Below are 14542 nucleotides of genomic sequence, written 5' to 3'. Positions count from 1 at the left end.
GACGTATAGACTACCCGCGATTGGTCTGTGAGCAGTCCCTTGTATGTGGTCGGCACGAAATCTGTAGCGCATGTAGCTCATCCACTCGGCTGCATTGGCTTTGCCGCTACCAGACTAATGTGACCGTGGTTTGGTGTTGCACGGTTCCGCTGATCGCCGTTACGGTGATGGTGTAAGTCTGCGTTTGAGGCTGCGTTGCCGTGGGCGGATTTGAAGCGCACCCGGTGACGCTAAGCAGGCCAAAAGCCATCGCACAGACAAAAGCAAGGGAGTTTCTGGTGGTGTTGCGCAAGAGCCGAGAACGTCTCAGGCCAACAAGTGGGAGCACCGCGAAGGCCAGAGTAAACGTTAGAGACCCGCCGATCAGCCTGGATGGGGGAATGTCCACCTGTGCTTTGATTGCAGGAGCCTGAAGCGTCATCTGCACGGTCTGCTGCGTGGTCCCAACGTTGACCATCGATGGCGAGAAGCTGGCAACGAATCCGCTCGGCAAGCCCTGCGCGGAGAAGGTTACGGGAGCCGGATAGCTCCCTGCCCCGGGATTGAGCTGCAGTGTGTACACAACGGCTGAGCCTGCTACGGCTTGCTGGGTCGAAGTAGACGAGATAAAGGCGTTATCAGTGCCACTGACAACGACGCTGGTTGTGGTGGTGGTGGTTGCGGCGGTGAAGTTAGCATCCCCTGGGTACGTCGCCGAAAAATGGTGAGTGATCCCGCTGGGCAGAATGGCGCTGTAGGTCGTGCCGCCGTTCGTGAGCGCGAGGGTCGCGACCGAGGCGCCGTTATCCTGCAACGTGACCACACCCGTGGGCGTGCCCGTGGTGGAGGAAGTGACGGCGATGGTGACGGTAGCGCTTTGACCTGGCGTGACCGAGGTACTGCTCGGTGTCAGGCTGACGCCGGCGGCAGCTTGGGTGACGGTGCAGGTTCCGTTGGTCGCAATGACGGTGTAGTTGCCCGCAGCCGCGCCGCTGATCGAGGGAACGATGCTGTAGACGGCGACAGGGGAATTTTGAGTGGCGGCGGTGGTGAAGTTCTCAGAGAGGGTGTCGTTGTTTTTTGTCCCGACGATGACGCCGCTAAACGTGGGGTTGGGCGTACCGTAGATGCGCGAGGCGTTGTTCGCGCTGAGGGTGAGGGGGGCAGTAGAGACCTGAAAAGTCGCGGTCTGGGTCGCTGCCGCATCGTTGCCGCTGGCCGGCTGCGAAGCCTGGACCTGGACGACGCCGGCTCCGTTGATGGAGAGCGTGTTGCCGCTAATCGACGCAGGGCCTGAGACGACCGTATAGGCGATCGCGGCTGGTGACGTGGAGGAGGCTGAGAGCATGAGGGCTGCGTCGCCATAGGTGTGATTGGCAACGGTGAAGGTAAGCACGGGTGGTGTGGGCGTGACGTTGAAGGTGGCGCTTACTTCTGCTTCGGCGTAGTTACCATCAGCAGACTGAATCGCCTGCAGCGTGACCGCGCCGATCCCGGTGATGGTAACCGCGTTGCCGGATAGAGTGGCCTGGCCGGACAGAACGGAGTAGGTGATGGTGCCGGTGGAGTTGGAGGTAGCGTTCACCGCGAAGGCAGCGTCTCCGTAGTTGTGGTCGGGTACGGTGAAGGTGATCGCCGGTGCGAGCAGCGACGTGCCTGCCAGGACGGAGGAGCGGAAGAGGACGAGGTCGGCGTTGTGGTCGATGAATGCGAAGCCGTCTTTGCCCCAGCGGGAAAGATTGGTGGTGTAAAGAAGATTCGTGTCGGTGAAAGCCAGACTGGTTTTGGGCGCGTAAGTCGTGGTGTCGTATGCCGTAATGCTGACGCTCGACGCCGACTGCAATTCGCCGCCATAGTAGACCTGCTTCTGGTTGGGATCGGCGGCGACGCTCGCAAAGCCGGAGTTGATGTTGATAATTCCTACCGGGATGGTGGCCAGAAGCTGCTTCGATCCCGCATCCCATACGTGCCCGGTGTCTGTAAAGATTTGCGTTCCGATTGAAGCCAGAGAATGATCCAACTCGTTGGGAACAGTGGGCGCAGTCCCCGTTGTGGTGAGTGGATGGACTCCCGTGGCGTCGATCGTGAACTGCTTGAAAAAATTGTCTGAACTGGAGAAGGGCGCGCTGTAAAGATGTGCAGGCGCTCCAGCGAAGGTGAGGTAATCGGTGCTGAGACTGCCGTAGGTCGGCGTAGACAGCTCATTGATGAGGCCGGGATCGTCGTAGAGCGAAAGGTAGGAGTCCTGGGCAATGACGAACTGTGTCGGCACGCCGGGGACGGGCTGGATGGCAGTGACCGACGGAGCGGTGCAGGTGGGACAAAAGATGTTTGGCGGGAAAGGATAGGTGCGGTCGACCGCATTGGTGGCGAGCGCGATGCGCTGAATCGTGGAGTCGCTCCTGTTGACTATGAAGAGATAGGCTCCGTCGGTGGAGGCAGCCATCAGCGACGGATCTTTGCCGACGGCGATAGGGGTTCCTATGGTGCCTGTCGTGGGATCGACAGGGACAACGGTGTTGGGCCGGAGCGAGGAATAGCCGCTGTTGCTCGCAAGGTAGAGTTTGCCGGTCGTGGGCACGGACACGATGATCACGCCTGCATTGACGATCTGCTGGTACAGCGTGAGGGTCTGTGGCGCGCTTTCGCCGCCCGGCGCCGGATTGACGACAGTGATTGGGATTTCCCCAATGCTGGCGATCGTGGTGGGATCGAAGGTGATCCCCACCTGCGTGTTACTGAAGAAGGTGGTTGTCGTCGCGTGACCGTTTACGCGGACGACCGACTGCGGGAAGAAGTTACTGCCAGTGAGGGTAAGCGAGGCCTTGGTGGCGCCGGTTACTTGTACCTGCTCGCTGAGTGAGGTCAGCACCGGGGCGGGAAAGCTGGGGAGCACAGTGCCGGCGAGGGGCACTGCCAGTGTGGGATGGGTGGGGTCGTTGGAGAGGAGTGTGAGGATCCCTGGCTTGGACCCGGCGCTGCTGGGGGCCAGCGCTACGGAGACAAAGCAGGTGCCGTTTGCGGCAAGCGGGCTCGTACAGTTTAGCCAGTAAGGTGAATTCGCCGGAGACGCTTGCGCTCGTGATGGTGAGTGGCGCGTTTCCGGTGTTGCGGAGGAGGAAAGCGACGGTCGTTGCGGGTGTTGATCCGAGAACCATTTGCGGGAAAGCAACCGGGCTGGTCGCCGCTGGACTCTGGATGGCGAGCTGAGGCGCCAGGCCCTGCCCGGAGAAGGAGACGCTTTGAGTCGCCACGACAGCGTTGCTCGCAATGGTGATAGAGCCGGTGATGACGGTCGAGTCGGCGGGAGCGAACTGAACCTGGATGGGATAAGACTGCCCCGCTGGCAAAGCGCTGGAGAGAGGAGTGGCGCTCACCACCGGCGACGTCGAGGTGAGTGAGGAGATGTTAAGAGGCGCATTTCCGCAGTTGGTCAGCGTAAAGGTGACGCTGTTGGTATTTCCCACGGCGACTTTGCCAAAATTCACGGAGCGGCTGCTCAGGCAAACGGAGGGTGCGGGCACCGTGAGATCGATGCTGGCGACGAACTCGTGCTGATAGCCCACGCCGGGGTTAGGCTGGGCTGGTGCAGTGGGTTGAAGGGCGCCAGGCGTGGTCAGGAAATTGGTATTGGAGAAAGTGCTGCCGGTTAGAACCAGGCGGCCGGCGGGGCTCACGGTCATGTCGGCAAGAAGATCTCCGGCACCGGGTCCGCTGAAGTAGCTGCCAAAGATGAGCTTGGAAAGATCAGGAGTGAGACCGGCGACGTAGGTGCCACGGGCGTAGAGGTTGGTCGTGTCGTCGAGATAGGAAACGACGGGGTTCTGCAGAGGAGAGTCGACCGAGGTCACGTTGCCGCCGATGAAGACGTTGCCCGTACTATCCAATACGGTGCTGCCATATGCGGTGACTTCGTTGTTGTAATCGATCGTGCCGGAGAGATAGGTGGCGTGGAGAATTTTGCCGCCGTCGCCACTGAGGTTGAGAGCGTAACCGCCATCGCAGGTGCAGTTGGCGCCCGGCTTGAGTGCAGCCTGAAAGGCGTTTGCGCTGACGGGAAGGGTCGTTTCACTGGTGGTTCCGGCTACATAAAGCGATCCGTCAGCGGCGATGGCAAGCGTATTCGCACTGTCGGTCCCGGGCAGATAAGTTGCGAACAGAAGTTGGGCTGCCTTTGGGTCGAGAGCGAAGACGTATCCAGCGTCCCCACTGTATTGGGTGTTTGCCGGCATGGTGTTCGGAAAGGCGGTCGAGGCGGCGTTCGCAGTGGTCGGCATGCCTGCGCTGGCAGTGGCAGAGACGTAGAGGTTACCGCTGGCGTCGACAGCCAGCCCGCCCATGTAGAGATAAAAGCCATAGGGAGCGGCGCTTGGATTGATGGGAGGAACCAGCGTACCGTAGAAGAGCGAGCCATCCGGGCCGATCTTGGCGACGTAAATGCTGGTTGTCTCTCCCGCAACCTTGTTGCCGCTCCCATAGGTCCCGGTGGTTACGGGTAACGGGAACGTGCCGCCATTCACATTTAATGAAACGGCATCGGCGATGTAGACATTATTGCTGCTGTCGATGGCGAGACCATACGGGTTCCCGTTGCTATCGTTGAAAGAAGAGGCACTCTGCCCGGCACCGATAACTTCAGCGTGATTGAGCGCTGTCCCGGCAGGATTGAGAGAGAAGACAAAGGTTCCGGAGCTATAAGTGCCGGGGTAGTTGCCGACCTTGGGAAAGCCTGACGCTGAGTAGCCGACGCCGACGAGATTGCCGAAGTTGTCGACCTTGATGCGGAAGATGTCGGTGAGACCGGAGCCGAGGAAGTAAGTGGAGTAGAGCAGGGTCTTTCCGGTGGGATCGAGCTTGGAGAGCACGCCGGCTTCGCCAAACCCACCACCAGTGCATGTGCCGCAAGAGGATTGATAGGCGTTGGCGATAGGGAAATCGGGCGATGTGGTGTAACCGGCGACGTAGATGTTGCCTGTGTTGTCGGTGATGACCGAGGTGGGCGAATCCTGGTGGGTGCCATCGAGATAGGTCGAGAAGACGAGAACGGGGTCGATGACCAGTGGTTGCGTGTGGTTGTATTGGCCGGCCTGGAAGGAAAGATCGCCCCCGGGACTAAGAACGAAGGCCACGTCTACAGAGGTGCGTCTCCCGTCGATCAACTGATAACCGACCGGCCTACGGAAGAGCAGTTGCGAGCCAGGGGCCTGAATGAGGAGTTCGCCGTTGTCCTTGAGCTTCAGCGAGCCGGCACCATTCAGGCGGAAGACAACGGATTTCGGTTCGACCTGCGGGGAGAGGATGAAATCATGTTCGAGATTATCTCCATTGCCATAAAACGAGAGATCGACGCCAGTCATAAAGTTGCTGTAACGGACCTTGCCGTAAGTGGAGATGCCCTGCAGTTGGGCAGTCGCCGTCTGGCCCAAAAAGTAATTCACTTTTCCCGGAGTCACTTCCTCAGAAGACAGGTCTGTCTTGGTCGCGGGTGTCACCGGTTGCAGCGTTATTCGTGTGCGAGTCTTTGAGGTGCCCATCAGGAACTCGGGACCGTTGGCATGAAACTCGACGACGCCTCCCGCATTGCGCACGACGTAGCGCGTGGAGGCGTCAAACTGACCTCGGTTTTCCTCGAAGACAATGGGAAGGGACGTGTGCTTCGCTTGAGGCACAGGGCCGGAGGTTTGAGCCGTCAAGGTGCAGGAGAAAGAAACGCAAAGGCCGAAAAATAACGCAGGCAGATAACTCGAGAGCTGCATGGAACCTCAGAAGATGTCTGGAATTGGAGCGACGATCTTCTCATACACCTCTCACACCCGCAAGACTTCCATCGCGTTCGCCGCCCGCGATCGACCCGCCTTCCGCGCGTTTCGGCATCCTTCCGCATACTTTTCAACGTCACTTACCATATCAACCTGGTCCTGCCCGTCGACGATACGAACTCGCCGGTCTTTGGCCAGGTCACTGAGGCGCGGCCTCCTGTGACCTGCAGTTCGCATTGAACTTATAAACGGTGAGCGGCCTGCGTTTCCATCCGTCCCGGCTTTCGCTTTATTTCGCTTGTGCCTTACCCCTGGCCACTCCAGACTTGGCTTGCGGATCGCCTTCGTTCGTCGAACCGCACACAGGATTGCTCCCCACGGGGTAAGGACAGGCCATGCTTCTCGACCGTCGCCGCTTCAATTCACTCTCTCTTGCCGCAGCCATCACCGGCTTCGGTGCAGGTCCTCTTGCTTCAGAGGCTGCTGCGAGCGTCGCACAGCCGCCCGCTCCCGAGACCTCCGCGGAGGAGCTCTGCTACATGACCATCGCGCAGGCTGGCGCCGCGCTCAAGGCAGGCAAGGTCACCTCAGTCCAGTTGACCAGGGCGTGTCTCGACCGCATCGATACCTACAACGGCAAGCTCGCGGCTTACATCACCGTGCTGCACCAAGGGGCGCTCGCCCAGGCACAGCGCATGGATGACGAGATGAAAGCCGGCAAGTATCGCGGTCCGCTGCACGGCATTCCCATCGGCCTCAAGGACAACATCGACACCGCCAACATCCGCACCACGGCTGCCAGCGCCGCATGTGAGAGCCGCATCCCCACAGAAGATGCGCCGGTCGCCACGCGGCTGCGCGAGGCGGGCGCCGTCCTACTGGGCAAGACCAACATGGGTGAGTTCGCCGCGACCCTCACCTCTTTCTATGGCATCGTGCGCAATCCGTGGGACCTTACACGCGAGCCGGGCGGGTCGTCTTCGGGCTCAGGCGTCTCGATCGCTTCAGGCCTTTGCTTCGGCGCACTGGGCACCGATACGGGCGGCTCGGTGCGGCATCCCGCGCACTTCTGCGGAGTGGTAGGGTTCAAGCCGACCTATGGCCTTGTCCCCATCCGCAACATCATCCCGCTCACGTTCAGCCTGGATCACTGCGGGCCGCTGACCCGCACGGTCGAAGATAACGCCATCATGCTCAACGCGATTGCAGGCTACGACCCGGCCGACATCAGCAGCCGGGATCATGCCAAAGAAGATTACGTCGCCGCGCTGAAGCAGCCGGTACACGGCTTCAAGCTGGGCCGCCCCTCCGCCGGCTTTGACGTGCTGGACCCGGAGGTGGAAGCCCTGGTCAACACGGCCATCGCGCTGCTGGTCACGCTCACCAAGGGCATTCAGGACGTCAACATGCCGGACCCCGTGCTTGCCACCTGGACCTCCCTCGGAGCTGAGACCTACGCCTGGCACAAGCCGCAGTTCGAGGCGACCAAGAACCTCTATCAGCCGGCCAACCGCGCCATGCTCCAGGCGCTGGCGGACAAAGATGGAGGCAGCGCCAGCTCCTACGTTGATCTTTCATGGAAGCTGCAAGCACTGCGCCGCACGATCGACAGTCACTTCAAGGAGGTGGACCTGGTGGTGCTCCCCACCATGGTCAATCCGGCTCACAAACTGGACTTCGTCCGGCCTCCCGACTACAACTGGCACGACTACACCAACAGCCCGGAGTACAACGCCTACGGCATCCCCGCCATCTCCGTGCCCTGCGGCTTCACCCGCGGCGGCCTGCCTGTGGGACTTACCATCGCAGGACCGACGTTCGCGGATGGCAAGGTCCTGGCACTCGCGCATGCCTACGAACAGGCCACGCAATGGCATCTCAAGCGGCCTCCCATCTCCCCAACGATGGAAATTCCTGTCTAGCCTGGCGCAGTCCGTGTTTAGTTCTGCGGACTGGATTCGAGCGTATCCCGGCGGCTGGCGGGGTGCGGAAGAGGCTGCTGCATGCTGCGGATCAAGTCGTCCTTCTGAGGAACGGTTTTATCCTGCAATCCCAGCAGCGTCTCCGACAGGCAGAGTTTCACGTAGCGGATCAGTTCCTGCTCATCCAGCTTTTCCGGGTTGAAGAGGTGATTCAGAGCCAGCCCATCAACAACGCCGCCAAGCGCGAGCGAATCCGCAAGCCTCGCCGTTGCACCACGCTTGATTGGCTCCGTGAAAAGCTGATTGATCTCCGGAATCGAGCAGCGCAGACACATCATGTTGTGTAGGTCCGCAAGACGTTTGCGCTTCAGAGGATGGCGTATGGCGTAGAGCTTGAACTCCAGGTTGAGCAGCGTGCGCTCGCGATCCATGGTGAGGCCGCTGAGATAGTCCGCAAGTGCAGCCTCCCGCTCTTCCATAACGGGCAGACTCGCGAGCCGAGGGGCAAGCTCCGCGAGGTCGCGATCAATATTCTCTTCGAAGATGGCGTAAAAAACGTCTTCCTTGTCTTTGAAGTTGTCATAGAACGCACCGCGGGTTCGTCCGGCGTTTGCCGCGATGTCTTCAATGCGCGCGTGCTCGAATCCGTCGCGTGCGAAGATGGCTCGCGCGGAGCGCAGTAACTCCTGCCGGGTGACCAGGCCACGCTGCTGCTTGCGCAGGCTTGCAGTGGGTTGCCCGGCGATATTTATTGAATCAACCATCGCGTTCACCGCGTCACATAACAACCATACACGCATGTACGCATCTGCCCAATCGAGCGTCCAGAGGCGAGAAATCCTGAGCCCCTACGGAGAATAGTCAATGAGCGAGCAGCGTAAGAACGCCGCAGCAGCAGTCGAGTCCAACAAGTTGAAGCACGCCGGCACCGCCAGTCTAATCCTGGCGAGCGCCGGTTTTCTGGCGGGTTGCACCCCCAAACCTCCGGCCGCGCCGCCACCCCAGCCCATGCCGGTCACGGTGGTCACGCTGGAGCCGACCGACGTCCCGATCTCGGGCGAATGGGTTGGCACGCTGGACGGTTACGTCAATGCGACGATCCAGCCCCAGGCCAACGGCTACCTGATCAAGCAGGACTACCGCGAAGGCACACAGGTCTCCAAGGGCCAGGTCCTGTTTGAGATCGACCCCCGTCCGTTCCAGGCAGCGCTCGACCAGGCCAAGGGCCAGTTGGAGCAGGCCAAGGGACAGGTTGCCCAGGCACAGGCGCAGCTTGGCTTGGCGCAGATCAACGTGAACCGCGATACCCCGCTGGCGCAGGCCCGCGCGATTGCGCAGAGCACCCTCGATAACGACACGCAGCAGAAGGCACAGCAGGAAGCCGCGGTGAAGTCCGCCCAGGCGAACGTGTCCGCGGCAGAAGCAACGGTGGAGAACGCCAAGCTGAACCTGGGCTTCACGCAGGTTCGCTCCCTGATTTCAGGCGTAGCCGGCCAGGCGACGCTGCAGGTCGGCAACTTGGTCAACACGCAGTCCGTGCTGACCTCCGTCTCCCAGCTGAACCCGATCAAGGCATACTTCTCCATCAGTGATAGCGAATACCTCGCGCTGGTGCAGCGCACCAAGGCGGGCGGCGGAGACCTGTTGAAGAACGCGTCTGCCGTACCTCTGACCCTGACGCTTTCAAACGGCGAAGCATACGCCCAGAAAGGTCACATTGCGTACGTCGATCGTCAGATCAACGCGCAGACCGGCGCCATCCGCATCGCAGCCTCGTTCCCGAACCCCGGCAACGTGCTGCGTCCGGGCCAGTTTGGCCGCATCAAGGCGGACACGCAGGTACGCCACAACACGCTGCTGATTCCGCAGGTCGCCATCCAGGAGCTGCAGGGACTTCAGCAGGCGTACATCGCCGGCCCCGACAACAAGGCTCACCTGGTCACCTTGAAGCTGGGTCCGCAGGTTGGGACCAACTGGGTGGTTGAGGACGGCGTCTCGCCCGGCGCAAGGGTCATCACCGACAACCTGCTGAAGCTGGGCGAGGGCAGCCCTGTTGCACCGCATGACGGTCCGCCCGCGGCTCCTACCAGCCAGGCGACCTCGTCCGCCGGGAGTAAGTAATGTCAAAATTCTTTATCAATCGGCCCATCGTCGCGATCGTTATCGCGATCCTGACCGTGATCCTCGGCACCGTGTCGATGTTCACGCTCGCGACCTCACAGTTCCCCGACATCGTCCCCACTGAAATTCTGGTCACCGCAACCTACCCTGGTGCGGATGCCAAGACGCTCGCCCAGGCGGTCTCAACGCCGATCGAGCAGCAGATGAACGGCGTCGACAACATGATCTACATGGACTCGGTCAGCGCCAACAACGGCGTCGTCCAGCTCTTCGTAGACTTTGACGTCAAGACCGACCCCAACATCGACCAGGTGCTCTCCCAGCTTCGCGTCGACCAGGCCCAGTCCCAGCTTCCGGCTCAGGTGACGACCGCCGGCCTCACGGTGCAGAAGGCTCTCACTTCACCGCTGATGCTGATTGCCGTCAACTCCCCGGGCAACAAGCTGAGCCAGGACTTCCTGACCAACTACGCCATCATCAACCTGCAGGACCAGATCACACGCGTCAAGGGCGTATCCCGCGTGCAGATCTTCGGCGGGCAGTACGCGCTGCGTATCTGGGTCGACCCCAACAAACTGGCCAAGCTGGGCGTGACCGCACCTGAGGTCATCCAGGCCATCCAGACACAGAACAACGTGAATCCCGCCGGTCAGATTGGCGCGGAGCCCATCCCCAAAGGCCAGCAGTTCACCTACACGGTCCGCACCCAGGGCCGTCTGGTCAAGCCGGAGGAGTTCGGTGCGATCATCCTGCGCGCCAACGCCGACGGCTCCATCCTGCACCTCTCGGACGTCGCACGCATTGAGCTGGGAGACCAGGCGTACGCCATCTCCGGCCGCTATAACCAGAACCCCTCCGGCGTCATGGCGGTCTATCAACTGCCCGGCTCGAACGCCGTGGAGACGGCCAAGCTGGTCAACGCCCGCATGAAGGAGCTTTCCGCCACCTTCCCCACCGGCATCTCGTACAACGTGCCGCTCGATACCACGAAGGCTGTGAGCTCCGGTATCAATGAGATCGTCATCACGCTGCTGGAGGCGCTCGGGCTGGTTGTAGTGGTGGTGTTCATCTTCCTGCAAGGCTGGCGTGCGACGCTGATCCCGCTGCTCGCGGTGCCCGTTTCGCTCATCGGAACCTTCATCATCTTCCCGGCGCTGGGCTTCTCCATCAACACGCTCTCGCTCTTCGGACTGGTGCTGGCCATCGGTCTGGTGGTCGACGACGCCATCATCGTGGTGGAGGCCGTCGAGCACCATATCGACGAAGGCATGGACCCCAAGTCCGCCACCATCAAGGCCATGGAAGAGGTGGGTGGGCCGGTCGTGGCCATCGCGCTGATCCTGGCGGCCGTGTTCATCCCCACGGCCTTCATCCCCGGAATCACAGGGCGTCTATATCAGCAGTTCGCCGTGACGATCGCCATCTCGGTGCTCATCTCCGCCTTCAACGCGCTGACGCTCTCCCCCGCTCTGGCTTCGTTGCTGCTGAAGCCGAAGAACAAGGAGCAGAAGCCTGGTCTGCTGGGCAAGGGCTTCGCGCTCTTCAACAAGTTCTTCGGACGTACGACGGAGAGCTTCGTCCATACCTCCGACGTGCTGATCCACAAGTCCTACCTGGCGATGCTCGGAATCGCCATCATTGCCGTCCTTGCAGTCTTTCTCGGCAGCAGCCTTCCAGGTGGATTCCTGCCCACGGAAGACCAGGGCTACATGTTCCTTGCGCTGCAGCTTCCGGACGGCGCCTCCGCGCAACGTACGGATGCGGCCCAGCAGAAGATCACCGCGGCGTTGTTGAAGACGCCAGGTGTGGAAGGCGTCATCGCCGTTACCAACTTCTCTTTGCTCACGCAGGTCCAGAGCACCAACCAGGGCTTCTTCTTCGTCGCACTGAAGCCGTGGGAGGTTCGCAAGAGCAAGGAAGAGCAGTTGACCTACATCACGGCCAGCCTGGGCAAACAGCTTGCGGGCAATCCGGACGGTATCGCGTTTGCGTTCCCGCCGCCTTCGATCCCGGGTATCGGAACCTCGGGCGGCGTGACGATGGTGATCGAGGACCGCTCCGGCAAGGACGATCCCACCATCCTCACCAAGAACCTGATGACCTTCCTCGGCGCGATCAGCAAGCTGCCTGAAGTGGCCTTTGCCCTGCCCTCTTACTCCCCCGCAGTCCCGCAGCTTTACGCGGATGTGGATCAGGAGAAGGTCTTGCAGCAGCAGGTACAGCTCTCCGATGTGTACACCACCATGTCGACCTTCATGGGCGGATACCTCGTCAACTACTTCAACCGCTTCGGCCGCCAGTGGCAGACGTATGTGGAAGCGGAAGGCACCTCCCGCACGGACATCAAGAACATCGATCAGTTCTACGTGCGCAGCGCCAACGGCGGGCAGGTTCCACTGGGCTCGCTGGTGCATGTGAAGCAGATCACCGGGCCGGAGTACATCTTCCGCTTCAACGAGTTCAACGCAGCGCAGGTAAACATCACCGCAAAGCCCGGCTATAGCTCAGGCCAGGTCCGCGCGGCGCTGGAGAAGACGTTCCATGACACGATGCCGCCAGGCGCGGGCTTCGACTACTCCGGCATCTCGTACCAGGAGGACATGGCGCAGAAGGGTGTACCGACCTACGCAGTCTTCGGTCTGTCCCTGCTGTTCGTCTTCCTGATCCTCGCCGCGCTGTACGAGTCATGGACGCTGCCGTTCAGCGTGCTCCTCAGCACACCGGTCGCGATCCTGGGCGGATACATCGCACTCCATATCCGCACCCTTGAGAACGACATCTTCGCCACCATCGGCGTCGTCATGCTCATCGGTCTCTCTGCCAAGAACGCCATCCTCATCGTCGAGTTCGCCAAGACCAACTACGAGTCCGGCATGAGCATCTCAGAGGCCGCACTCAGCGCAGCTCGACTACGCTTCCGGCCAATCGTCATGACGGCACTAGCCTTCGTCTTCGGTTGCTTACCCCTGTGGACAGCAACCGGCGCAGGCGCGGCCTCACGGCGCATCCTTGGCACCACCGTCATCGGCGGCATGTTCCTTTCGACCGCCATCGGCCTCATCTTCATCCCTGTCACCTTCTCCGTGGTCGAGTATGTCTCGCACCGCTTCAGTAAGGGCGGCAAGGGTACGACGATGGACTCCAAGGCTGACTTCGATCCAGTCGCAGCCGGCAAGGCAGCAGGCGGCGGGCCCCAGCACTCGACCCCGACCCCAGGAGGTCACGCATGAGCAACATCTCTACGTGGACAAAACGGGCTTATGCGATTGCAGCCGGAGGCGTGCTCATCGGCACGCTCGCCGGCTGCAACGTAGGCCCCAAGTATAAGCGGCCGGCCTACCAGGCACCCGCAGCCTTCCGTGGCCCGGACGACGCAGCTATCGCCAGCGAAGCAAAGAACTCGCTGGGCGATCAGCAGTGGGCTCAGGTCTTTCGCGAGCCTGAGCTGCAGGCACTGATCACCAGGGCGCTCACCAACAACTACGACCTCCGCATCGCCGCGCAGCACATCGCAGAGCAGCGTGCGCAGGTTCAGATCACCCGCGCGCAGCAGTTCCCCACGGTCAGCGTCGGTGGTTCGGGCGTCGGCGCGGACTTTGACAGTTCGTCCTTCGGGACCGGGTCAGGATCGGGATCGGGTATTACCAGCCCGCTCGCGATCGGCAGTATCAACGTCTCCGCGGCATGGACACCGGACTTCTGGGGTCTTTACCGCAAGCAGACCGCGGCCGCACGCGCCGTACTGCTCGCACAGACCTGGGCGCAGCGTGCGGTTCGTCTCTCGCTCGTACAGGACGTCGTCACCGACTACCTCCAGCTCCGCGCACTCGATCATCAGCTTGAGATCACCAGGCAGACCATCAAGGCCCGGCAGGACTCCGTCGATCTGACCAAGGCCCTCACCGACGGCGGGTCGTCTCCGCTCTCCGATCTTCGCCAGGCCGAGCAGCTTCTCTACACCGCGACCTCGCAGGTCCCGCAGCTTGAGCAGCAGATTCAGGTTGAGGAGAACGCCCTCACCCTGCTTCTCGGCGAGAACCCCGGCCCGGTCGCTCACACCGATCCCAACGCCCTGACGCCACCCCCGCAGGATCTTCCCACGGGCATTCCCTCGCAGCTTCTGGAGCGTCGTCCGGACATCCAGCAGGCGGAGGCTACCCTCATCGCTGCCAACGCGCAGATCGGCGTGGCACGCGCACAGTTCTTCCCGCAGCTTACGATCTCGGCCTCCGCGGGAACGGGTGGAAACAGCTTTGCCAGTCTCGTCGATTCTTCCAGCAAGACCATCTACGGAATCGGCTCGCTCTCCCAGCCCATCTTCCAGGGTGGCAAGCTTCGCGGCCAGCTCAACCTGGCCAAGGAGACCCAGCAGGAGGATGTGCTCGCATACCAGAAGGCCATCACCACTGGCTTTCATGATGTGTCCAACGCGCTCATCGCACTCAACAAACAGCGCGCCTACCGCGAGCAGCAGGAGAAGCTCGTAGCCGCCGCGCAGGACTCGACCCGCCTTGCCCGTCTGCGTTATCAGGGCGGCGCAACGGCGTACCTTGAGGTCCTCACCACGGATACGGCACTCTTCACCGCACAGTTGAACCTGGTCACCGCCCAGCAGGGCGAAGCTCTCACCCTGGTTCAGCTCTACACCGCGTTGGGTGGTGGCTGGCAGTAAAGCTCGATCGTTCCACAATAACGAAGGGCTCCCGCAACGTACGTGTGCGTGGGCCCTTCGCTTTTGTCGCAGCAAGATCGTTGTAACCT

7 protein-coding genes are annotated in these 14542 nt (G+C 61.3%); 4 read left to right on the top strand and 3 right to left on the bottom strand.

Translation table 11 applies throughout. The features are described 5' to 3' along the window. Positions 1 to 106: 106 nt before the first annotated feature. Entirely contained in the window at positions 107 to 2893 is a 2787-nt protein-coding gene (locus tag ACIX9_RS24415; protein ID WP_083808357.1) for an MBG domain-containing protein, read from the bottom strand. Further along, a complete protein-coding gene (locus ACIX9_RS01035; protein WP_198152131.1) occupies positions 2778 to 5672 on the bottom strand; it encodes a DUF7948 domain-containing protein in 2895 nt (964 codons plus the stop codon). Before ACIX9_RS01035 ends, ACIX9_RS24415 begins: the two co-directional genes overlap by 116 nt. 461 nt (positions 5673 to 6133) lie before the next feature. On the opposite strand from ACIX9_RS01035, the gene ACIX9_RS01030 reads away from it, so the two are divergent. Then, positions 6134 to 7660, top strand: a complete 1527-nt coding sequence (locus ACIX9_RS01030) for an Asp-tRNA(Asn)/Glu-tRNA(Gln) amidotransferase GatCAB subunit A (RefSeq protein WP_013578612.1) — start codon at positions 6134 to 6136, stop codon at positions 7658 to 7660. A 17-nt stretch (positions 7661 to 7677) separates the two neighbouring features. Here the strand turns inward: ACIX9_RS01030 and ACIX9_RS01025 are convergent, their stop codons facing one another. Then, positions 7678 to 8424 (bottom strand): TetR/AcrR family transcriptional regulator, encoded by a 747-nt coding sequence (locus ACIX9_RS01025; RefSeq protein WP_157477191.1) that lies wholly within the window; start codon positions 8422 to 8424, stop codon positions 7678 to 7680. Between the two features lie 100 nt (positions 8425 to 8524). Between ACIX9_RS01025 and ACIX9_RS01020 the strand changes: the two genes are divergently transcribed. From ACIX9_RS01020 to ACIX9_RS01010, 3 genes are read left to right on the top strand one after another with little or no spacing between them, the layout of a single operon-like run. Beyond that, the gene (locus ACIX9_RS01020) at positions 8525 to 9781 is read left to right on the top strand and encodes an efflux RND transporter periplasmic adaptor subunit (RefSeq protein ID WP_013578610.1); all 1257 of its coding nucleotides are present in this window, start codon (positions 8525 to 8527) and stop codon (positions 9779 to 9781) included. Next, complete coding sequence (locus ACIX9_RS01015) at positions 9781 to 13011, top strand: efflux RND transporter permease subunit (RefSeq protein ID WP_013578609.1); 3231 nt, start codon at positions 9781 to 9783, stop codon at positions 13009 to 13011. The genes ACIX9_RS01020 and ACIX9_RS01015 overlap by 1 nt, the downstream gene beginning before the upstream one ends. Beyond that, complete coding sequence (locus ACIX9_RS01010; RefSeq protein ID WP_013578608.1) at positions 13008 to 14453, top strand: efflux transporter outer membrane subunit; 1446 nt, start codon at positions 13008 to 13010, stop codon at positions 14451 to 14453. The genes ACIX9_RS01015 and ACIX9_RS01010 overlap by 4 nt, the downstream gene beginning before the upstream one ends. Positions 14454 to 14542: the final 89 nt, after the last annotated feature.

Origin of the sequence: Granulicella tundricola MP5ACTX9 (assembly GCF_000178975.2) — a bacterium.
Taxonomy (GTDB): domain Bacteria; phylum Acidobacteriota; class Terriglobia; order Terriglobales; family Acidobacteriaceae; genus Edaphobacter; species Edaphobacter tundricola.
Note: the sequence above shows the minus strand (reverse complement) of the source record. Positions and strands in the feature narration are given on the sequence as shown.